Raw genomic sequence first — 22839 nt, forward strand, 5'->3', positions numbered from 1 at the left:
GCAGACCCGGGTGTCGGCGGCGCACAAACGCGCGATCGAGTTTCACGGCCGCGGCACGGGCTGCATCGGCAGGGTCGAAGCGGTGGCCGGCGATGTGCTCGCCTGTTCTGCGCGGGCTCGCCACAATTCGGCTTCCTGCGGACGGTTCAACTGCTGGTATGCCCGGGCCATCGCGTCGGCCACACGACGCTGCTGGGTCGGATCGGCACGCGGTGCGTTCCTCGCGGCGCGATCGGCAACCTGGAGGATTGGCAGCGCCTCATCCGACTTGCCACGCTCGACCAGACAGATCCCATAGGCCGAGGCATATCCGGCCTGTCGATCATGGATTCCAAGGGACACGGCGCCGGCGTATGCCTCGGCCAGCAGTGGCTCGGCCTGGTCCCATCGTCCCTGCAAGCACAGGACATGCCCCAGCCGAAACTCGATGGAGATTGCAGCGGGGTGCTGCGCGCCCAGGGCCGCGCGGACGCGTGGCAGCAACGCACGAAAGATCTGCTCCGCCGATGCCACATCACCGGCCTGAACCTGGAGCCAGCCGAGATTATTCTCGGCGATGATCGTGTCGCGATGGTTCTCGCCCAGCGTACGGCGCAGGCGCTGCGCCGCGTCGCGAAAGATGGCCTGCGCCTCGTCATAGCGACCCAGCCGCTGCAGGTGCAGCGCGAAGTTCTGGCGAACGTTGATGGTGCCGGGATGATCGTCGCCCAGCGTGCGGCGTCGGCGCTCGATCGTGTCGGTGTACAGTGTCTGCGCCTCGGCATCGGCGCCAAGCGTGTCCAGTGCCAGCGCCAGGTTGTTGGCGATCGAGAGCGTGTCGGGATTGTCGGCGCCGAAAATCTTGCGCGCCAGATCGAGCACTTCGCGCTGGATCGTCACCGCCTCGGTCACGCGACCCATCGTCCGCAGAAGATCGGACAGGTTGTTGGCCAAGGCAAGGCAATAGGGATCTTCAGCGCCCAGGGACACCCTGGCGATGGCCAGCGCGTCGCGCAAGAGTGTTTCAGCTTCGGCGTATCTGCCCTGCTGTTCACGCAGCGTCGCCAGGTTGTTGGTGACCTGAAGCTGGCTCTGCACGTCGATCTTTCCGGGGTCGGCCCGCTTCATCCGCTGAAGCGAATCGGCCAGCAGCGCGTCGGCTTCCGTCAGCTTGTCGAACTGCACACACGTCAGGCCAAGATTGGCCTGCGCGGCGATGGTGTCGGGATGGTCGTCGCCAAGCAGTTGGCGATGCAAATCGAGCGAGGCGCGGTGCGAGCGTTCGGCCTCGGCGCCACGACCAAGCCGCGTGTAGGCATTGCCCAGCAGGTTCTGGGTCCGCATGACACTGAGATTGCGGTCATTGCCATACCCGGCGCGGTAGGCCTCCAGCGCCCGCTCGGCCTGCACTCGAGCCTTTTCCAGCAGCCCCAGCGCCAGGTACGCCTGCGCGAACGTGAACCGCAGCGAGCCTTCGACGATCTTGTGCGACGGAGGCTCGGCGTCGATGCGCCGGGCCGCGTCATCCAGCACATCCTGCACGAGCACCGGCCGGCCGCGCGCCTTCTCCGGATCGATCGCCGTGAACATCTCGGTGAGGAACTTGTCGGTCTGGCGTTCGTACTCGCGAGCCTGAGCTTCGGCGTGCCTGGCGGCCAGGGCGGCGTCGCGCTGGCGTGTGGCGTCGGCTTCGGCGGCCAGCGCGCGGGCGTGGGCGCGCGACTCCAGGGCGTACAGCCGCAGCGACACCGCCAGCCCGATCACCAGCACCGCCAGCACCGCCGCCGCCGCCGTCACCGGCCCGCGATGACGGCGCACCAGCTTCCGTAACAGGTAAGCTGTGGAGGGAGGGCTGGCGGAAACGGGTTCATCCGCCAGGTACCGCTGCACGTCCGCCGACAGTGCCGCCGCCGTCTCGTAGCGTCGCGTACGATCCTTCTCCAGGCATCGCATCACGATCCAATCCAGCTCGCCACGCACCAGCGCGCTCAGCTTCGCCGGCGCCACCCCACGCTGCGCCGCCACGCTGGCCAGCGTCTCCAGGGTGCTCAGGCGCGTGCTGGGCTTGGGCGGCTCAACCTCACGGATCACACGCTGCATCTCCGCAAACGCCTTGCTGCGAAGCTCCTTCGGATCGAACGGCGTGGCCCCGGTCAGCAGCTCGTACAGCAGCACCCCCAGCGAGTACACGTCCGATCGCGTGTCGATGTCCAGCCCGCTCATCTCCGCCTGCTCGGGGCTCATGTACTCCGGCGTGCCGATCATCTGCCGAAACTCGGTGAACAGCGTCTTCTCGGTCAATCGCGCCTGCGTCGCCTTGGCGATGCCGAAGTCGATCACCTTCGGCACCGGCTTTCCGTCATGCAGCGTCACCAGCACGTTGCTCGGCTTGATGTCCCTGTGAATGATCCCCTTGCTGTGCGCATGCTGCACCGCCTGGCAGATCGGCACGAACAGCTCCAGCCGCTGTCTTGGCGTGAGGTGATTGGCGTCGCAGTACTGCGTCAGCGGAATCCCGTTGACCAGCTCCATCACAAAATACGGCCGGCCGGTGTCAGTGGCGCCGGCATCGAAGACCTTGGCGATGTTGGGGTGGTCCATCATCGCCAGCGCCTGACGCTCGGCCTCGAAGCGGGCGATCACCTGTCGGGTGTCCATCCCCAGCTTGATGACCTTCAAGGCCACTCGACGTCGCACCGGCTGCTGCTGCTCGGCCAGATAGACCGTGCCAAACCCGCCCTCGCCGATGACCTGAAGCAGCTTGTAAGGCCCGATCTGACGAGGCACGGGCACGGCCAGAGGAGATGCGATGGTGGCGGTGGCCGGCCCGGTGGTTTCAACTCCAGGCCCGGACAGGAAGCCGCCCAGCCGGTCGTGCGCCGCCAGCAGCTCGTTCACCGCCGACCGCAGCGCGGCGTCGCCGGCGCATTGCTGATCCACAAACGCGTCGCGCTGCTCGGCGGGCAGCTCAACGGCCTGAAGGAACAGTTCCTTAACGTTCATGGTGTTCACCCCTTTAGCCCACCAGGCATTGAGCCGCGAAAAACCACCAAGCAGCGCGAAGGGCCGCGCAAAGAAACATGCCTTGAATTCGTCGCGCCACCTGTGCGCTGATCGAGCTTCGTGGTCGGCTTTCTACCAGCTCAGCGTGGCCCGGACGTGTCGTCCTTCAGGACGTTGAACAGCCACGCCCGGGCGAATTGCCATTCGCGCTTCACCGTGCGCGAAGAGATGCCCATCGCGTCGGCGGTCTCCTGGACACTGAGGCCGGCGAAAAAGCGGAGCTTCACCACCTGCGCCGCCTGCCGGTCCTGTTGCTCCAGGCGACAAATCGCCTCGTCCAGGGCCATGATTTGATCCGGATCCTGCTCGACGGCCAGTTCCGCGACGTCGGAGATGTCCGCGGCCGAGCGTTTGATCTGCCCGCCGCCACGCTTGATGCGTTTTCGCGTGCGTGCGTGGTCGATGAGGATGCGGCGCATGGCCTCCGCCGCCGCCACCACGAATCGCGATTTGTCCGCCGCGAAGATCCCCGAGTGCTGGCAGAGCTTCAGATACGCCTCATTGACCAGCGCCGTGGCCTGGAGCGTATGCCCCGGCGCCTCGTGCGCCAGACGATTGCGGGCGATGGCGCGGAGCTGGTCATACACCTCGGCCAGCAGTCGGCTGTCGCCGCGGTCATGAGTACCCGATCCCTCGCTCGGCCCATCGGCCCCGGTCGCCATCGTGTAAACAGTATACCGACCCGGGATACAGAAAATGTAGCAGCGACCTCAGGGGGCGCGCAGCAACAGGCTTTTGGCGTAGGCGACGTCGGCGGCGATCGTCTGGTCCACCAGGGAGGGGTCGCCGTACTCGGCCGTCAGGCAGATCGGCTTGTCATATCCGCGGCGGAGCAAGACCTGGGCGGTTTTCGACCATGACGCGTATCCCTCCCGCGCGCCCGTCCAATACACCTGCCATCTCGCCTCGCCAGGGTCATCCGGATTGATCCTGCGACGATACCCGTTCTTGAGATTCACCATGCACAGCCGCGGCCAGGCGATGTCGATCGCGATTTCCTCCGGCTCGCCGGCCAGGGCACAATGGGCGATGTCAAGCACGGCGGCGACATGCCGCGGGTCCAGCGGCGCGATCGCGTGCATCAGCCCGATCGCGCTGCCGATGTCGTTGCCGTGATGATTCTGAAGGCCAATGGTGACGTTCGCGTCGATCAGTGCGGGCATGAGGATCTCACAGCGGGCGCGAAACTCGTCGATGCAGGTTTGATATCCCCGCGCCGGATCGATCCCCAGACAGATGCGGATGATCGAAACCCCCGATGCACCGCAGGCGGCGATGGTGCGTTCGTCGGTGGGGCCGGCGATGCTGACGATCCGCAGCCCGGCGTCGCAGAAAACCTTCGCCGCAGCGGGAAGATCCTTTTCGACTCGATCCGGCTCCACCTGAAACCCCGGGCGTACCGGAAGCTCCACACCATCAAAGCCCAGGCCCCGGACGAACTGGGCCAGTTGCGGCAAGGACATCGTCTTCCACGGCTTGGTGAATACCGTCAGCAGCACGTCCGCCATTCTACGGGACGGCGGCCGTACGGACAGCATCCGAGGAGATTACACGAGCGACAGGGCTGTCGGTTCGGTCGGTTGCGACAACTCAATGGCAAGAGCGATGCGCACCGGCAGGCGCCCAGCCAGCGGGGACTGGGCAAAGGGACTGGAGATCCGAGACGGCGGCGGAGAAACATCGCCCGGCGGCGCAAGCCTGGTCTGCCACCTTTGAACCAGAATCTCCTGGTCAGCGCCATCGACCACGCCGTCGTAGTTGAAGTCGCCCTGGCTGAAGATCCGGCCGGACTGCATCCAGTTTGCCGCCAGCACGTACAGGTCGCGTGAGTTGACGGCGCGGTCGTGATTGGCGTCGCCGGCGAGAACAAAAAAGTCCAGCACGTGATCCTGCGTCAGCGGATTGCCGGCCAGGTCGGTCACGTCAGCGGCGGCCAGCGTGGCGCGGTAGTTGCCGTCGGCCAGCCCCGTCGGCAGCGTGAAGGTCGCGGTGTTCGTCGCGGGCTCGTAGGCCAGATTCGTCGGCACGATCGGGGTGACGTTGGTGCCCAGCAACTGCACCGAAAGATCAGCCATCGACAGGCTCGCCGAGACGTCTTCGCTGAAACGCAGCGTCAACGTGTTGGGCGAAGTCTCGTATTGATGGGCCGACGACTGCACCGCCGGAGCGGTGGTGTCAGGCGTGCTCACGCTCACGTTCTGGAAGCTGGAGATGTTGAGCTGGTTGTCATCGCTGGAGGTGACCGCCAGACCGACGAGAACCGACGAGCCCATCACGATCTGCTGCGGATCGCCGAGCTGCGTCCACTGAGTTCCATCCGCCGAGACGTACGCGGTGAAGGTGTTTCCGGCGCGTGTGAGGCGCACCCAGTAAGGCGGATAGACGCCGGTGGTCGCGCGGCCGGGGGTGTTGGTCGTTGCACCGGCACTGGTGCGGGTCTGGAACAGCACGCCGTTGACCGATCCGGGGGTGAGCGCGACGAAGGCGTTGGCGGCATTGTTTGCCAACGACGCGCGGATCATCACGCCGGCCTTGGCGTTGTTGTTCGCCGGGCTGGCGTTGGGAACCGACAGGACGCGCGCGGTGATCGTGCCATCGCCTTCAAGTGCGCGGTAAGCGTAATGGAACTGGTCGGAGTTGGCGGCGATGCCAGCACCGCCGCCGATCACTTCCCACAAGTCGCCTGCCGAACCTGCCGAGCCTGACGAGCCGGGGTTGCCGATGTCCTGCGAACTCCATCCGCTCGGGAGTGTCGTGGGGCCGGTGTGGATGTCGGCATAGAGCACGCCTCGGCCGTTGGTGCCCACGTAGAGCCGCCCGTAAACGCGCGGATCGCCCTGGATGACGATCACGTCGCCGTACTGGTGTGCGGTGTCGCTGATCATGGTCCAGGTGGCGCCCTGGTCGTCGGAGCGGTGGAATCCGACCTGCCCGTTGACGGTGCCACCGACGAAAATGGCCGGGTAGCTCTGCCCCGGCGCCGCGGCGCCGACGCCGACTTCGTTGGCGACCGTCACCGCCGAGCTGTTGATGCGCGTCCAGCTCGCCCCGCCATTGGTCGAGCGCCACAACCCGTTGTTGCCTGTGCTCAGCAGCAGGTGTCCGGCGTTTTCGGGCACGGCGCGGATCCACAGGCCGCCGCCGGGGGCGCTGCTGGTCATGACTGTCCAGTTCGCCCCGCCGTCGGTGCTGCGCGACAATGTGGTGCCGGTATAGGCGTAAAACGTCGTCGGCTCGACCAGATCCGCGACGAGCTTTGCGCCGTTGGCCGGGCGGTTGGTGGCAGGGATCGTCCAGTTGCTCCAGGTGGATCCGCTGCGGGTGGAGTAGATCGTCTGGCCGGCGCCGTCGGGCTCGTAGACGGTCCTGGTTCCGTCGGCGGAGATGGCGACCTGCCCGTTGTTGGATCCTCCGCCGGATACGCCGTTGGACGGAAACCATGCCCATGTCACGCCGTTGTCGTTGGAGTATTGCACGTACGGAGAGGTGTGGGTGGCGCGGACGACGTAGTTGGGATTGTTCCAGGCCACGTCGATGTCGTCGGTGCTGCCGACGGCCAGGCCCTGGTTCTGCCCGAACCGCCCCGCCGCTGGCGAGACGGAAAAATCGACGTGGCGGAACCCATCCTGATCGCCGATGGCGCTGAGCAAATTCACCGGCCCGCTACCAGGGCTGGCGATCTCGTTCACCCGCGCCTGATCGATCCCGTCATTGAAGAACGCCCACGTCGGCGTGGCGGCCAGCGCGTTGGTGCTTCGATAAAACCCGTAGCCGGTGTTGAAGATCACGTGGTTGGGATTGTGTGGATCGATCTGCACGTCGCCGGTCCAGTGGATCTTGTTGGGAGGTCCGGCGTAGGGCGCTGAGGTGTGGTCGCGGTTGTTGTTGGCGTTGAGCTTGGTCCACGTTGAGCCGCCATCGGTGGACCGGTAGATGTCGTCGATGGGGCCCCACGAGTCGATCGTGGAGATGAACAGGGTGTTGGGGTTGCTCGGGTCGATCGTGACGCCCGACCACCCGCCCTGCGACAGCGGCGGCGCGATGCTCATCCAGTTCGGCGCGGCGGACTTGGGGTTGATCACCTTGTAGACGAAGCCTGCGGTCACGCCATTAGGCCCGACATCCCCCACGCCGTAGGTCAGGTACAGTGTGTTTCCGTCGGGCGTGAGCGCGCCGCGAAGGGGAAACTGATTGTTGGCGGTGAGCACCTGTCCCGGCAGCGCGTGCCACGTCGAGCCGCCGTCGGTGCTCCGCCAGATCTTCGTCGCGCCGGTAGTGGCGGCGCCGGCATAGAGGACCTGACTGGCGCTGCCGGGCGTGCCGCTGCCTTTATCGACCAGAACCCAGTCGGTGCCGACGTCCCTCGTCACGCCCGAGGCGTCGGTGGTGAAGCTGTATCCGGCGAGCTTGCTCCATGTGGCGCCGTAATCGCTGCTGCGGTAGATGCCGCTGCGACGCGTCCCGTAATACAGGATGTTTGGCGAGTTGGGATCAACAACCATCCGCTGTCCGGCGTTTCGCCCCGGGCCGTTGCCGTTCATCACCCACGGAACGTTGGTTCGCAGCCAGGTGCGGCCCTGATCGGTCGAGCGGAGCACTGCGCTGGGGCCGTAATACGTGCCCAGCCCCAGGTAGACGCGATTGGGATCATTCGGATCGACGGCGATGGTCTCGGCGCCGTTGTAGTTCACAGACCAGTCAGTGGACTGAATCCAATCGGTAAGAGGCGTCCACCGGGCGGCGGACTGGTCCCACCGATACGCCCCGCCCATGTCGGTATTGGCATAGATCAATCCCGGTTGCGCGGGATGAAAGACCACGCCGTTAATGAACCCCGTGCCCTTCATGGTGACGTTGCGCCAGTCGTACGGCTGGGCGACGGCGGCCAGCAGCAAGCGCGGCTCGAGTAAGTCGATCGTGAAACAGAACATGATCGCGATTGTGGCGCCGATCGATCCGGGGCTGCGCCAGGCGGTCGGGGTCTTCAAGTCAGTATTTCTCCGGCTGAATGGTCCAGCCGCGGTCGCCGGGAATCCAAAGGTTGCCCGGCGTCGGGCGGGCCTGCGGCGAAAGCGTCTCCTGCTGATAGAGTGTTTCGACGTGATAGTCGGCAAAGAGGTAGTTGAACTGCCCCATGTCGTCGCGCTTGCCCTTGTGGATGATGACGTATCCCTGCCCGGATGCGAAGTAAGCCGAATTGGTGCCAAGGATGCTCTGCCTGGCCGGGAAGTCCAGCAGGTAATTTTCCAGTTCGAACTCCCGCGTCGGGACGGACTGGATGTGCTGGGTCATCATCCTGCCGGTCCGCTCGGTGACGAGGATGACCTTGGGCGCGGGCTTGACCATGGAACGCTTGACCCACATGGCGTATTTGATGCTGGCGGTCCAGAACTGGGCGATGCCGCGCCCGGCGTCCCAGTCCCACTGGCTGGTGGCGCCCTTCAGTCGCCAGAAAATCGGATCCGGGCCACGGGTGTAGGGCATCATGTAGCTCAGCGGCGCGCCCGGCAGATCGGGCCATCGCTCCAGATCGTCCGCGGGACACTTGAAGACCGGCAGGTACGAGGGCTTTCGCGGATCATCCTTGTTGCCCAGGTACTTGCCCAGCAACGTCACCCAGGTGACTGTTTTGGGCAGCCCCGTCGAGCGATCCACCACGGTCGCCGAAAGCGTGCGATTGTCCTGGAAGTAGCACGGCGGATACACGCCGTTGGATTCGGTCAGGTACATCTCGAAGGCGTAACCGATCTGTCGAAGGTTGGACGCGCAGGCGACCTTGAGGGCCGCCTCGCGGGCACGCTTCAGCGCCGGTAGCAGGACCGAGATCAGTACCGCGATGATCGCGATCACCACCAGCAATTCGACCAGCGTAAAACCGCACTTTGAATTGGTCCGTTCTGGTTTCATGGTCCTGCTCCGCATTGTGCGTAAGCCCCTCTGCCGTGCCCCGGATCCGGGTACCGGCGCAGGAAACCGAGTTGTCACTTGGTCGAACGTCCGGGCGGCGCGGTTGATTCGCGCACGACCAGCGATTCTTCCAGACGGATCCGCGGCAACGGATCGGACGACTGTTGCGACATGCGCCCCAGCAGCAGCTCTGCGGCGCGTTTGCCGAGCTCGGCCGCCGGCACATCCACCGCGGTAATCGACGGCACCGACAGGCGGATCATCGGTTCGTCGTTGAAGCAGGCGAGGCTGAAGTCGCGCGGGACCGACAGGCCCAGCTCGTGCGCCACTCGCAGCAGCGACATGGCGCCGAAGTGCGAGTAGCACAGCACCGCCGTCGCCCGGCCGGCGATGATCGCCCGCTTGAGGAACGGTTCGTAGTACAGATCCCACGGCGTATCGGGCGGCAGCGGCGCCAGGTCGATCGCGGGAACCTCGAAGCCCAATTCGGCGCGAGCTTTGGTGAACGCGTCGCGGCGCTCCAGGACCGAGGGATGTCTGGCGTCGATCGTGGGGTTGTCCAGGTACGCGATCCGGCGGTGTCCAAGCTCTACCAGATGTCGCAACGCCAGTCGTGTGCCGCCGGCGTCGTCGGGCGCAACCAACGCCCCGTTCCTGCCCACCACGCCGTCGATGCTCACGTAAGGAATCCCCGAGTCTTCCAGTGTCTGCAACTCATCCAGGCCGGTAGCGCCGACGGCGACCACGCCATCCACCCGCAGAGGAGGCAGGTCGAAGGGATTGTGCCGCCGGGACAGGAACTGCATGCAGATCTCATAACCGGCCGCATCCAGCACGCGTGACAACTCGACGGTGGCGCGTTCCATCGGACCGACGACGTCCGAGAGCAGAGACTTGACGCCCAAAACGGCGACCAGCCGGGTCTTGCTGGCGGTGAGGTTTCTGGCCGCGACGCTGGGGCGATAGTTCAACTCGCGGGCGACTCGCAGGATCTTTTCGCGCACCTGAGGCGAGACGGAAAACCGCCCGTGCTTGGAGTTATTGAGCACGCGGCTGACGGTCGATTGGCTCACCGAGCATCGCCGCGCCACTTCCAGCAGAGTTCCACCGCTTCTGGCCATGGTATAATTGCCAACGGACACGTGGCGGATCGGGTATTTCCCTTTCAGCAAACGCTTGCTGAATGCCGCCACTATACATCCCCGCCGCCCGGGGTGTCAAGAGTTTTGTTCACAGATCCCAGGCAGCAGCCCGCCAAAGGAACCGCGCGGATATCAGCCCGGCTCCGCGGGTCTCAGCAGCTTCAGCCCGATGATCCCCGTGACGATCAGGCCGATGCACACGATTCTCGGCCAGTCGCGCGACTCGCCGAACCACACCATCCCCACCACCGCCGCTCCCACCGCGCCGATGCCGGTCCAGACCGCATAACTGGTACCGAGGGGCAACTGCCGCATCGCCTGCTGAAGCAGCAGGAAGCTGAGGATCATCGTCGCGACCGTAAACAACCCGCCGACGGTTGGTGTCAGGCCCCAGCGCTTGAGTCCCGCTGCCCACACGATCTCGCACACACCGGCAAGAAACAAGAATGTCCAGGCCATTGATCGGCTGCTCCGTGGCGCTCCCGTGGTGGAGCTGTTGCGTCTGGTGAATCTCCGCGGCGATCTGATAGTATGCCGCACGTGAGCAATCAAGGCTTTGGCAACAGCGGCAACCCATTCGGCGACAGCGGTCCGATACGTCAGAATCCCGAGCCGCCGCCCGTCTCGGCACGCGTTCCCGAGCGTGTGGCGCGCGGCGTGTACACGACCGGACAACTCGTGCTGGATGGCCCCAAGGAGTTCGTCATCGACTTTCTCCAGGGGCTGACCCGCCCGCATCAGGTCGCCGCCCGCGTGGTCGTTACTCCTCAGACCATGGCCGAGTTCATCGCCGCGCTTCAGCACAACCTGGAGATGTATACGCAGCGTTTCGGCCCCCCGCCGCCCTTCAACCCGCCCCAGCCCCAGCAGAAGCCGACGATCCAGGAGATCTACGATAACTTTCGCGTGCCCGATGAGGTTCTCAGCGGCAGCTACGCCAATTCCGTGCTCATTGGGCATTCGGTCACGGAGTTTTTCTTCGACTTCATCACGGCGTTTTATCCCACGCCTGCGGTTTCGGCTCGAGTGCTGATCTCGGCGGCGCAGGTGCCGCGGTTTCTGGAAATGCTCAAGCGATGCTTCGAGCAGTACCAGGTGCGATACAAGCAGTTCCTGGAGCAACAACAAAAGCAGCAGCCCAATCCTCCGCCACCGCCACCACCAACGAACCTGGGTTGATGTCGCACCGAGACAAACCACGGATGAACACAGATGAACACCGATCTTTGCTTCTGATTTGTTTCTGAACCTGTCCGAAGATTTGCGGTGTACCCTTTCGTATCCCGGGCGTCTGGGCGAGATCTTCGATCATCCGTGTCTATCTGTGTTCATCTGTGGTTCCAGCGGCACAGAGACTCACTTGGCCAGCGTCGCGATGGCGCGCCAGATCAGGTGTGGGGAAAGTGGTCTTGGCAGGGTCTCGTTGAAAGCATCAACCAGTTGATCGAATCGTGATGTATACGGCAATCGATCGCGCTTGCCGATGTCCTGGCCCAGCAGACTCCGCAGGCGATCGCGCTGCTCGGCGTTCAGCGGGGGAGGCCTGGACGTGGCCTGGCCGAGCTTCGGCAGCCGCCCGGCCTTACGCAGATTCAGCAGGTGTCGCCAAACCTCCGCGCGGCTGGGTTTGGGATCGGGGTGCGCGCCGATGTACGGCTCGTAAAGTTTTTCAAAGTGAGGCGTGTACGGCAGGTCGTCGGCGGTACGACCCACCTGCGCGTAGAGCTGAATCAGCAGATCCCGTTTGGGCGGCAGGCGCTGTTCCACGCCGGCGAACAACGTGGCGCTGGCCGGCCTGGCGTCTTCAGCCTCCGAGCCTGCTTCCGCGGTGCGATCGAGCAACTGAAGCACCGTCCCGAACGGGTCTTTGACCGTCGCGGAATAGCCGCGCGCCACCCGCACCGGCGGGCCGACGAACGTGAGCCTCAGCTCCGCTCGCTTGCGGTACAGCTCGCGCACATCATCGACCAGGAAATAAACCCCCTCGGCGGGCAGATCCGGGTCGGCATGCAACACAATTTGCGCAAGCGAATCATCCGCCAATTGCAGTGTCGCCAGATGCGGCTCTTCCCGCACCAGCCTCAATCCCAGCACGTCGCGATAGTATCTCACCGCCCCCGCCACCGACGGCACGCGAATGAGGATGCGATCGATCCTCCGAAGCATGGCTTGCGATGATAAGTTGGCGGGCGAGGCGGGCAACTGCAAGCCACCGGCCAGAAGATTCGCCCGCGTGTGATCAGCCTGTGACCTTCTGATCCTCCAGCTCGGCGGGCTGTTCCTCGGCCATCTCGCGCTGCTGCGCCTCGGTGGGCGCCTGGAACCCGCCGCGCAGCACGAAGATCCCGCCGGTCAGGTTCCACAGTATCTGCACCATGCGGATGGACATGGTCAGGGCGAAAGCCTGGCTGACCGTTGCGCCCTGCCGCTGGGTCAGCAGAATCGCGAAGAACTCCATCACCCCGGCGCCTTGCGGGGAGATCGGCACCGAGCCGACCAGCACGATCACCGGCACCGCCGTGAAGTAAAACGGCCAGCGGATCGGCAGGTCAAACGCAAACCCTGCGATCATGGCCGAAAGCACCACCGTCACATGCACCGGGATCGTGATCAACAGCGCCCAAAGGACAAGCCAGGGCTGGCGGCGATAGATGCGCGTGACCTGGCGGGCGGATTCCACCTGCTGCTGCATCGGCAGGCGATTCAGCACGTACTCCAGCCCCAGATACTTCCTCACCGTCGGTTGAAACATCACCGCCAACAGCACCCCCACCGCCGCCATCACCCCCACGCACGCCAGCGCCACCTGAAGGCACGCCCGGGCCGTCGCGTCATCCTTGTGTTCGGACAGCAGGTACTGGATCGTCGCCGCCACGGCTCCAACCATCACCAGGGCCAGCAATCCCAGCACGCGGTCGATCAGCACGGACACCACAGCACGTGTGCGGTGCGGCGTCTGCTTGCTGGCGTAATAGGCCTTGAGCACGTCGCCCCCCGTCGATCCGGGCATGAAGGAGTTGTAGAACGCGCCGACCATGTTGATCATGAACGCCCGCCACAGCGTCATCTGCACATCGATCGCCCGCAGCAGCTTGTACCACCGGTAGCTGGTGATCAGGAACGTGACCGGAAAAATCGCCACCGACAGCAGCAGCAGCCACGGGTTGGCGCGTTGCACCAGGCTGATCACGCCGACCTCCACCCGCGGTCGCGGCACGTCGATCAGTTGCTCCGGATTCACCACCTCGCTCTTGTAGATCCATTTGCGCTGTCCGTCGGGAAGCTCCACCAGAATGTCCGGCGAGCCCTTCTCGATCCACGGGCGATTGATGTCGCCCGACAGTCGCATCCCGAGCAGCCGGGCCACGACCTCCCGACCCTCGTGCCATACCCTGATCGGACGCGGACGATCATCGGCACTGGGAGGATTCAACGCCAGCGCGCGATCGACCACCACCACCTGGCCGGTCTGCGGGTCGTAGATCCGGTACTGCGGCTGATACTCTTCGCCGTGCTCGGCCAGCTCCACACGCCGCACGCTGTTGGTCTGCGGATCCAGCAGCAGGATGCTGTCGCGCAGGGACATGTGCGCGATCACCCACCAGATGCCCCCGATGGCGATCCCCCACCGGATCACGAACTTGGCTGCCTTCGTCGCCCGCTGCTTCATGGAGTTGGCGAATGGTAAGGGAACTGAGCCAATTGACCAATCCTCAGCCCCGATCATCAGCAGCCCGCCCCCGGCCGGCGGCCCGCCCCGGAGACGGGAAAACGGCCACCCGGCACTTGCACCAGACGATTTCCCCTTGTTCCCATCGAATTACTCGCTAATGTATTCGCCTCGCAAACCGACCGGAGACTCAGCAATGGCCCTGATTGCACCGCATGGGGGAGTACTGATCAATCGCATCGTCGAGGGCGCCAACGCCGAAGCGCTGAAGCGCGAGGCGGCCAGCCTAGCGGCCGTCACCCTCTCGCTACGCGAGCAGTTCGATCTGGAGATGATCGCCATCGGCGCCTTCTCGCCCCTGAGCGGATTTATGGGACGCGAAGATTTCAGGCGCGTCTGCACCGAAATGCGTCTGGCGGACGGAACCGTCTGGCCCATCCCCGTGATCCTCTCCCCACCAGACGAGGTGGCCGGCCGAATCGCCCCCGGCCAGCGAATCGCCCTGCACGATGACAAGAATCGCCTGCTGGCGGTTATGAGCGTTACAGAAAAGTACCCCCACGACAAGGCCCTGGAGATCCCCAATGTCTACAGGACCGAAGACGATGCCCACCCCGGCGTGGCCATCGTCAGAAGACAGGGCGATTTCTGCCTGGCCGGACCAATCGACGTGATCTGCCCCACGCATGAGCCGGAATTCCCCGAATATCGTCTGTCCCCCGCCGCGACGCGCCGCGCCTTCGAGCAGAAGGGTTGGGCCACCATCGCCGCCTTCCAGACCCGAAATCCCATCCATCGCGCACACGAATACCTGACCAAGTGCGCCCAGGAAATCACCGATGGACTGCTGATTCACCCGCTGGTCGGCGAAACCAAGGCCGACGACATCCCCGCCGATGTCCGTATGCAGTGCTACAAGGTCCTGATCGACGGCTACTACAACAAGGACCGGACGATGCTGAGTGTGATGCCCCTGGCGATGCGCTACGCAGGGCCCCGCGAGGCCGTCCTTCACGCCCTGATCCGCAAGAATTACGGGGTCACGCACTTCATCGTCGGCCGCGATCATGCGGGCGTGGGCAACTACTACGGCACCTACGACGCACAGAAAATCTTTGACCAGTTCGATGTCCCCAGGGAGATCGGCATCATCCCGTTGAAGTTCGAGCACAGCACCTGGTGCAACGCCTGTGAGGGCATGGTTTCGGCCAAGACCTGCCCCCATGGCCCGGAAACCAAGGTCTTTCTCAGTGGCACGAAGGTGCGCCAGATGCTCAAGGCCGGCCAACGTCCGCCCATGGAATTCAGCCGCCCGGAAGTCGCCGACATCCTGATCAAGTGGGCCCAATCGGCGAACTGAGCCACGCCTGATCGATTGGACTGACATCGCGGTCAATCCGCTGCGCGCCGATCACGTTACCCGTTGATCAGTTCATCGACAGTGAACTCCGTTCGGTCCTTGGCAATTTTGCCCGCCGAGAGGATCAACTGCGGCGGCGGGAGGTACGCCTGCCAGTTGCTCGCCAGCACGTACAGATCTCGTGCATTCACCGTCCCGTCGTAATTCAAGTCGCCCTCGCTGAACAGCTTGCCGCCGCCCTGCCAGTTGCCTGTGATGATGTCCAGATCGTTCGCATCGACGAACCGATCGTGGTTCGCATCGCCAGCCAGGAAAAAGAACTCGAACGGCGCATCGGCCGGCATGGCGTTGCCGAAGAAGTCGGGCAACCCCGCATACACGCGCCCGGCGTAGTTGCCGCTGGGCAGCACGCCGTCCGGGTACCCGGGGAAGGTGAAGTGGGCGATGTTCGTCGCTGCATCGAACTCGACCGCGATATTGGTCCATGGAATCGTCTCGCCGCTCGTCAGATTCGTCAGCTCAATCCAGGACGGATGGATCAGGGCCGACACGTCCTCGCTGAACTGCACATCGAGCGATTGACGGACGACAGTGCCTTCAAGCACACCGGGCATGGCGATGCCATTGAGGTTGATGTCCGCCGCCACGACCACCGGGGCGACATCGTCCACGCCGATCGGCTCCTCAATATTGCTCCACCACAGCGTCTTGAGGTTGCTACTGGTGACGTTGCCCGTGGTGGCGCTGGTTGGATTGATGCTGTAGCCCTGCGCATCGGCCAGCGCCAGATTGAGTTGATCGCCCGGCGTGCCCTGCGCGCCGCCGTTGATCACCACGGTGGCATTCGCCAGCGGCCGGGCGTAGATCGTGTCCGATCCGCGGCCAAACATGAGATCCAACCCCGGAGTGGAACCATTGTCGCTGATCCCGCTGAACTGGATGTAGGCGCCGGGGCTGAAGAGGCTGTCTGCGGGCCAGGCGCCGATGCTCGCAGCATCGACGTGAGTGGTTCGCGCGCCGCTGCCGAAGTTGTTCCACATGCGGATCCTGCCGCCGCCCGCACCGGCATCGTACAGGATCGGACCCTGGATGCCGGCGATGGTGAACGAGCCGGTGGCGACCATGCGCCCGGCGTCGAGCGTGTCGTATCCCCCGCCGCCGTTGAGAACCAGCGAGTTGCCCACGCTGAGCGTATCGATGTTGAACGAGTCGCCGGCAGGTCCGGCATTGACTGCGATCTGTTCCACGCCCCCGTGACTCAGCGTCCAGGAGTATCCGCTCGTGGCCGACACGAAGCTGCCGGCATAGCTGTAGTAGTTCCAGCCATTGGCGTTGTTGAGGTTGTCGATGATGGCGGTGTCGGCGCCCCCCTGCCCATCAAACAGGCACAGGCTGGCGTTGGTGAGGTTGGCCTGGAGGTTGTTGTTGCCGAAGCGGAAGGTGTCGTTGCCTTCGCCGCCGTATACCGCCAGCGCTGTCCCGGAAGAATATTGGTTGACGTTGAAAGTGTCGTCGGCAGCGCCGCCGATGACGTTGATGTTCTCCACCGCAGCAGTGCCCATGCCCGCGGCGCCGACGCCGTAGATGTTCTGCGTCCCCGGGCCGTAGGTGTTGGAAAAGCTGTAGTTCATCGCGTCAGGACCGTAGGAGGAGTTGACGTAGATGGAGTCCACTCCGCCGCCGCCGCTGATCCCCAGATTGCCATTGATCGTGAGGTTTCCGCTGGAGTCCTGGGTATAGACGGCGATGAAATCGGCGCCGCTGTTGAGGAACAGCGAGTATTGCTGCCCTGCGGAGATCGCGGAGGACGTGCTGTAGACGTACGTGGTGGTCGCGCTGGCGTGCGCGTAATAGTTCATCGCCTCGATATTCGAGTAGCTGGACGTGTAGGGCACCGAGAAGATTCCCCAGCCGGCCCAGCGCCGCAGGTACGTGTCGGTCAATTCCATCACGGAGATTCCGGGGGCGAAGTTGCGGTCGTCGGCGGTGAGCACGTCGAGTCCGGCTTGGCCGTCGATGGCCATGTCCCAGATTCCGCCAGTGGTCTGGAGGAAACGGAACTGGTCATTTCCGCCTCCGCCGCGAAGCGTGACCGGAACGCTGCTGGAATAGATCTGGAAGTCGTTGTTGCCGTTGCCGCCGAGCACTTCGACGCCCTCGAAGGCGCTGTAGGTGTAGGCGTTGAGCCCGAGGAACACGGTATTGGCGGTGTTGGGGTCGCCGGTGTTGCCGAAGACCGCCCAGGGAAGGTCGTGTGTCGAGTTGTGATCGTCCAGGACCATCACGTCATCGCCGGCCTCGCCGTAGGCGTAGACGTTGGAGACTGAAGACAAGAGGTTTCCGCCGCCGAAGTAGAATCGGTCGTTGCCGTCTCCGCCGTACAGATTTGCCCCGCCCGAGCCGCCCTGAATGTCGAATGTATCGTGCCCGCCGCGACCGTACATGATGTACGAGAAGTTGGCGAACGGACTGGCGTACATCGTGTCGTTGTTGTGGCTGGCGCCGATGATGATTCGCTCGGTGGTGTTCACGTAGGTATCGTGGCTGAAGCCGTCCTTGTTGTTACTGACGTAGTTCGAGCCGATCGAGTGATACCAGTCGCCGCTCGCCCATTCATTCTGGACCACGAACGTGTCGTACCCGCCATCGCCGGAGTAGTTGACCGGCCCGCGGATGCGCTCGACGTCGCCCCAGCCCAGATCGAATCCGTCGTCGTGCCCGCCGCCGTAAACCGTGACGCTCAGGCTTGCCGGCACCTCGTGAAGCCGCTGCGTGTCGTAGCCATCAAATGCGCTCATGACGAAGCGTTCGACGTCGCGGAAAGTAACCGGAGTCTGGTTGTTCCGCCCGAACGATCCGGTCTCCAGAATCTGAAGGTCATTGCCGGTCGTGCCCTGGAAGATCAGATAGTCATCGCCCCCGCCGGCGTTCACCGTGATCGGAATGTTCAGCACACTGAACTGACCGAAGACGTCGATCATGTCATTCCCGCCCGGCGTGTTGACGACGATGCTCGTCACCGAGCTGCGCGGGAACTGCTGGACCGCCGAGCCTCCGAACACGTCGTTCTGGAGCACGATCCGGTCGGTGCTGGAGTGGTAGCTGATGCCGATGTCGTTGTTGGCGTTGTAGCCGGTGACGACGAGTTGCGTGCCGTTGAGCCCGGCGAAGACACCGACGTTGCCGGTGATCGAGTACTGCCCCAGGCTGCCGTACTCGTTGAACTGCGGGCTGACGCGCAGGACATATCCCCCGCCCGGCACCGCGTTGGTCGTGCTCAGCGTGGCCGAGGTGTTGGTGGTCGTGACCGACCAGCTCGGGTTGCCGCCGCTGCCCAGCGGGATCAGCTCCAGCGTGGGCGCGAGCATCCCGCCTTCGGCGAAATTGTTGACCGTGAAGCTGAGCACCGGTCCGATGGCCACAAAGGTGAACGCATCGCGGTCGCCATTGGTCTGGATGACCCCGCCTCCCGTCGCCACGCCTGTCTGCGTGTTCACGTTCAGCGTACCGCTGCCGCTGAAGTCGCCGAAATCGTCGGGGCGATAGGTGATGAAGTTGCCGGCGTGGGTCAGCACGCCCAGGTCATCCTGCGGTCCGGCGTAGACGAGGTTGTTGTTGTTATCCCGCCGGCTCGACGGGCCGCTGAACCAGATCCCGCGCCGCGTCGAATTGTTTGACGAGTTGCCCATGATCGGCGAGGTCGTCGGCCCGCCGTTGGAGTACTCGATCAGCACGTTGTTCATGCCGTCGATGACGCTCTGATGCTCCAGGCCGAACAGGTGCCCCGCCTCGTGGGCGGCGGTCTCGGCGATGAAGTGCCGGTCGCCGGTACTGATCGTGGTCGAACCGGCGTCGATCGCGTCGGCGGACCACACGAATCCGGTGTTGGAGTTTCCGTTGGTAAAGCCATTGATCGGCGCCACGCCCCCGCCGCTGCCGTACCAGTCGCTGTTGCTCCCGCCGATTACCATCTGGATCGCCGCACCATCGTTGAGATTGGGTGGCGCCACGGTGGTAACGTTGATGTTGAACGGGGAGAACTTCTCGGAGACCTGCCGCCAGATCAGATCGATCGCGTCCAGCTCTCCCTGCGTGTAGTCATTGGTGTTCGCATCGAGCGAGAAGGCCGGGACGGGATCATCCGTCCCCGCCGCCGGGCCGTGAACCCGCCGGTTCCCGCCCCCGCCGGCCCAATCGAACGCCGGGGTGCCGTCGAAATCGAGCCAGACCGTTACCGGCGCGCCCGGTCGGCTGGACAATTGTGGCAGCGTGCTCAGCGGAAAACGCCCCGCCGCCAGCGCCTGCGCGCCCGCCGCCGTCGTCACGGCAGATCGCTGGTCCAACTGGAATTGCACCTGCGACAAGGAGACATTGCCATCGCTCTGAGGCCGGCACCCCGGACAGCAGCACAGCCCCGGCAAATGCGAGGTCTTGAGAAGATCAGCCTGTCCCGAAGCCATGAGCCGCCGGGTCTCCAGACCCTCCAGCACCGCACGAGCGACAGCACGATCACGATCAACAGAATGATTTGGCCGGTTTCGATGCGTTCGCCGCGACATGTGATCCATCCCTTCGCGAGGCTACGGGTACTGTTGGTCCGCCCACGCCGGGCATGGGCACACGCATAAAGGCGGCGTGTCATTCTTGAAGGGGCCAAGCTGCGATCACTACCGCGCCAAAGGTGCGCCAAGACCGCTTGCGCGATAGCCGAAACCGTGCCGCGGCGACTCCAACCCCCTCAGCCCGGCAAGCTGCGCCATCCGTCAGGATCAACGCGCACGTAGTACCTGCCCCCCTCGACCTGAATCCGCAGCGGGCAGCGGTACACCGGCGAAAGGATCGACTCGGTAAGCACCTCGGCGGGGCTGCCCCGGGCAACGATCCGGCCTTCGGACAGCAGCAGCACCTGCGACACCGCCGGGCCCAGCTCCTCCACGTGATGCGTGATCATCACCACCGTGGTCGCGTGTTCCGGGTCGGCCAGCAGCGATTCGACCGTCGCCAGCACCTGCTCGCGGGCCAGCAGGTCCAGACCGGCGGTCGGCTCATCCAGCAGCAGCAGCCGCGGTTTGTGGATCAGGGCGCGTGCGATCAGCGCCCGCACGCGCTCGCCGCTGCTGAGCGTGCTGTAGCGATGATCGCGCACCGCCGTCAACCCCACTGTTGCCAGCAGTCGGTCGGCGCGGCGGGCATCGTCCTCGGATGGGTTGTCGAACAGCCCGATCGTGCCGAACAGGCCCGTCAGCACGACCTCGTGCGCCGTTAACTCCGGATCGACATCATACGGCCCGGCAGACTGCACCAGCCGAATCGACTGGCGAAGCTGGTTGAGATCGGTTTCGCCAAAGTGGCTACCCTCGACGAAGACATCGCCGACGGTTGGCCAAAGATACCCGGCCAGGATGCGCGCCAGCGTGCTCTTGCCGCTGCCGTTGGGTCCGAGGATGGCCACGCAGCTTCCCGCCGCCACGGTCCAGTCGATATCGCGCAGGATCCACCGCCCCCCGCGCAAGATCCCCACGCCGCGAAGCTCGATCGCCGGTTGTCCCGATGCACTTTCCATGTTACGTTTCGACGCGACTTCACACTGTAAAGGATTCGCCGATGCTCGCAACCGCAGCCTCCGCCCCGCCAAAACGTACCTTCGTCCCTCAGGATCTGGACGTGGCCGACTGGTCGCAGATCGAGCCGCTTTACAAGGCGCTGCTTGATCGGCCGATCAGTTCTGCGGCTGAGCTGGAGCAGTGGCTGCTGGACTATTCAGAGCTTGTCTCGGTGATCGACGAGTACGGCAGCCGGCGCTACATCGAAAAGAGCTGCCACACCGACGACGAGCAGATCAAGCAGCGGTTTCTGCACTTCATCGAAAACATCGAGCCGAAGTGCAAGCCGATGGATTTTGCCATGCAGAAGAAGCTGCTGGAATCCCCCCACGCCGCCGCTCTCACCGGGCCGCGATATGAGATCCTCAAGCGCAAGTGGCGTGCGGATGTGGAGCTGTTCCGGGAAGAGAATGTGCCGCTGGAGACGGAGCTGACCAGGCTCGTCACCGAATACGACGCGATCTGCGGCGCGATGACCGCGACGTTTCGCGGAAAGGAATACACCCTCCAGCAGCTTGCGCGATTCATCGAGGAGCCCGATCGCCAGACCCGCGAGCAGGCCTGGACGCTGAGCACCCGCCGCCGGATGCAGGACCGCGACAAAATCGAGGAGATTTTCGACAAGCTGCTTCCGCTGCGGCAGAAGATCGCCGCCAATGCCGGCATGAGCGACTACCGCGCCTACATGTGGAAGTCGCTCAAGCGATTCGACTACACGCCGCAAGATTGCCTGCAATTCAGCGAAGCAATCGCACAGACCGTCGTGCCGCTGGTCGATGAGCTGGACCGCCAGCGCGCCGCCGACCTGGGGCTGGACAGGCTGCGTCCCTGGGACATGACCGTCGATCCGAAGAACCGCCCGCCACTGCGACCCTTCTCCGAAACCGAGATCGATTCATTCGTCAACAAAACCTGGGAGATCTTCAAGCGTCTGTCGCCCCAGCTTGCCGAGGATTTCGACCTGCTGCGACGGCGGCGTAACCTGGACCTGGACAGCCGCAGGGGCAAGCAGCCCGGAGGATATCAATCAACCCTCAACGAAGTGCGCGAGCCGTTCATCTTCATGAACGCCGCCGGGCTTCAGCGCGATGTCGAAACGCTCCTGCACGAAGGCGGGCACGCATTCCACGCGCTGGCGGCACGGGATGAGCCGCTGGTCTTCCTCCGCCACGCCCCCATGGAGTTCTGCGAGGTCGCCAGCATGGCCATGGAACTGTTCGGCGCCGAACACCTCGATGTCTTCTACGACCCGAACGACCACGCACGCGCTAAACGCGTGCACCTGGAAGGCATCATCCGCTTCTTCCCGTGGATGGCGATCATCGACTCGTTCCAGCACTGGATCTACACGCACCCCGGCCACACACGCCAGCAGCGCACCGCCGAGTGGTTGCGGCTGATGGATCGCTTCGGCTCCAAAACCGACTGGAGCGGCTTTGAAGATGCGCGAGCGGCGCTGTGGCAGCGTCAGTTGCACCTGTTCCACGTCCCCTTCTATTACGTCGAGTACGGCATCGCGCAGCTCGGGGCGCTTCAGCTCTGGCTCAAGGCCAGGCAGGATCCGCAACGCGCCCTGAACAACTATCGCTCGGCCCTGAAGCTGGGCGGCACGCGACCCCTGCCCGAGCTTTTCGCCGCCGCGGGGATTCAGTTCGATTTCTCCGACAAGACCCTTCGCCCGCTGATCGACGCCGTGCGCGAGGAACTGGCGCAGTTACCGAGATAGCCAAACTTCATCTCCCCGCACTCGGGGAGAAGTTTCCCCCCAACTCCCTCACCCTGCACTCGGGGAGAAGATCGCCCAACTTCCTCTCCGCCCACTCGGGGACACGCTTCCCCAACTCCCCCGTACTCAGGGAGTGTTTCCGCCCCCAACACTCGTTCCCCTGCACTCCGAGAGAAGTTTTCCCCCAACACCCTCTCCCTGTACTCAGGGAGAAGTACCCTCCAACTCCCTCTCCCTGTACTCAGGGGGAAGTACCCTCCAACCCCCTCTCCCTGTACTCAGGGGGAAGCACCCTCCAACTCCCTCTCCCTGTACTCAGGGAGAAGTACCCTCCAACTCCCTCTCCCTGTACTCAGGGGGAAGCACCCTCCAACTCCCTCTCCCTGTAC

General features: G+C 64.1%; 14 protein-coding genes. 3 read left to right on the forward strand and 11 right to left on the reverse strand.

Features of this window, described 5'->3' with window-relative positions:
* Window positions 1-42 precede the first annotated feature (42 nt).
* From ACQS5P_RS01525 to ACQS5P_RS01555, 7 genes are all read right to left on the reverse strand, one after another.
* Window positions 43-2982: a tetratricopeptide repeat protein gene (locus ACQS5P_RS01525; RefSeq protein ID WP_428939141.1), complete on the reverse strand. Its 2940-nt coding sequence runs from the start codon at window positions 2980-2982 to the stop codon at window positions 43-45.
* A 140-nt stretch (window positions 2983-3122) separates the two neighbouring features.
* Entirely contained in the window at window positions 3123-3704 is a 582-nt protein-coding gene (locus tag ACQS5P_RS01530) for an ECF-type sigma factor (protein WP_428939142.1), read from the reverse strand.
* 48 nt (window positions 3705-3752) lie between these two features.
* Window positions 3753-4541 carry a sugar phosphate isomerase/epimerase family protein gene (locus ACQS5P_RS01535; RefSeq protein WP_428939143.1) on the reverse strand — a complete coding sequence of 263 codons (789 nt, stop codon included), beginning with the start codon at window positions 4539-4541 and terminating at the stop codon, window positions 3753-3755.
* A 48-nt stretch (window positions 4542-4589) separates the two neighbouring features.
* The gene (locus ACQS5P_RS01540; RefSeq protein WP_428939144.1) at window positions 4590-8030 is read right to left on the reverse strand and encodes an Ig-like domain-containing protein; all 3441 of its coding nucleotides are present in this window, start codon (window positions 8028-8030) and stop codon (window positions 4590-4592) included.
* Between the two features lies 1 nt (window position 8031).
* A complete protein-coding gene (locus tag ACQS5P_RS01545) occupies window positions 8032-8949 on the reverse strand; it encodes a prepilin-type N-terminal cleavage/methylation domain-containing protein (protein ID WP_428939145.1) in 918 nt (305 codons plus the stop codon).
* Between the two features lie 74 nt (window positions 8950-9023).
* Complete coding sequence (locus tag ACQS5P_RS01550; RefSeq protein WP_428939146.1) at window positions 9024-10091, reverse strand: LacI family DNA-binding transcriptional regulator; 1068 nt, start codon at window positions 10089-10091, stop codon at window positions 9024-9026.
* Between the two features lie 132 nt (window positions 10092-10223).
* Window positions 10224-10550, reverse strand: a complete 327-nt coding sequence (locus ACQS5P_RS01555; protein ID WP_428939147.1) for a DMT family transporter — start codon at window positions 10548-10550, stop codon at window positions 10224-10226.
* An 81-nt stretch (window positions 10551-10631) separates the two neighbouring features.
* Here ACQS5P_RS01555 and ACQS5P_RS01560 point away from each other — a divergent pair, with 81 nt between their 5' ends.
* Window positions 10632-11270 carry a DUF3467 domain-containing protein gene (locus tag ACQS5P_RS01560; protein ID WP_428939148.1) on the forward strand — a complete coding sequence of 213 codons (639 nt, stop codon included), beginning with the start codon at window positions 10632-10634 and terminating at the stop codon, window positions 11268-11270.
* A 177-nt stretch (window positions 11271-11447) separates the two neighbouring features.
* On the opposite strand, the gene ACQS5P_RS01565 is transcribed toward ACQS5P_RS01560, so the two are convergent.
* On the reverse strand, window positions 11448-12257 hold the full coding sequence (locus tag ACQS5P_RS01565; RefSeq protein ID WP_428939149.1) for a VOC family protein: 810 nt from the start codon (window positions 12255-12257) through the stop codon (window positions 11448-11450).
* A 73-nt stretch (window positions 12258-12330) separates the two neighbouring features.
* A complete protein-coding gene (locus ACQS5P_RS01570; RefSeq protein ID WP_428939150.1) occupies window positions 12331-13761 on the reverse strand; it encodes a lysylphosphatidylglycerol synthase transmembrane domain-containing protein in 1431 nt (476 codons plus the stop codon).
* A 196-nt stretch (window positions 13762-13957) separates the two neighbouring features.
* On the opposite strand from ACQS5P_RS01570, the gene sat reads away from it, so the two are divergent.
* Window positions 13958-15121, forward strand: a complete 1164-nt coding sequence (sat, locus tag ACQS5P_RS01575; RefSeq protein ID WP_428939151.1) for a sulfate adenylyltransferase — start codon at window positions 13958-13960, stop codon at window positions 15119-15121.
* A gap of 56 nt (window positions 15122-15177) precedes the next feature.
* Here the strand turns inward: sat and ACQS5P_RS01580 are convergent, their stop codons facing one another.
* Both ACQS5P_RS01580 and ACQS5P_RS01585 read right to left on the reverse strand, forming a co-directional pair.
* On the reverse strand, window positions 15178-19464 hold the full coding sequence (locus ACQS5P_RS01580) for a zinc-dependent metalloprotease family protein (protein WP_428939152.1): 4287 nt from the start codon (window positions 19462-19464) through the stop codon (window positions 15178-15180).
* 395 nt (window positions 19465-19859) lie between these two features.
* The gene (locus ACQS5P_RS01585) at window positions 19860-20684 is read right to left on the reverse strand and encodes an ABC transporter ATP-binding protein (protein ID WP_428939153.1); all 825 of its coding nucleotides are present in this window, start codon (window positions 20682-20684) and stop codon (window positions 19860-19862) included.
* Window positions 20685-20725: 41 nt separating this feature from the next.
* Between ACQS5P_RS01585 and ACQS5P_RS01590 the strand changes: the two genes are divergently transcribed.
* The gene (locus ACQS5P_RS01590) at window positions 20726-22450 is read left to right on the forward strand and encodes a M3 family oligoendopeptidase (protein ID WP_428939154.1); all 1725 of its coding nucleotides are present in this window, start codon (window positions 20726-20728) and stop codon (window positions 22448-22450) included.
* Window positions 22451-22839 lie beyond the last annotated feature (389 nt).

Origin of the sequence: Fontivita pretiosa (assembly GCF_050410795.1) — a bacterium.
In the GTDB taxonomy this organism is placed as follows: domain Bacteria; phylum Planctomycetota; class Phycisphaerae; order Tepidisphaerales; family Tepidisphaeraceae; genus Fontivita; species Fontivita pretiosa.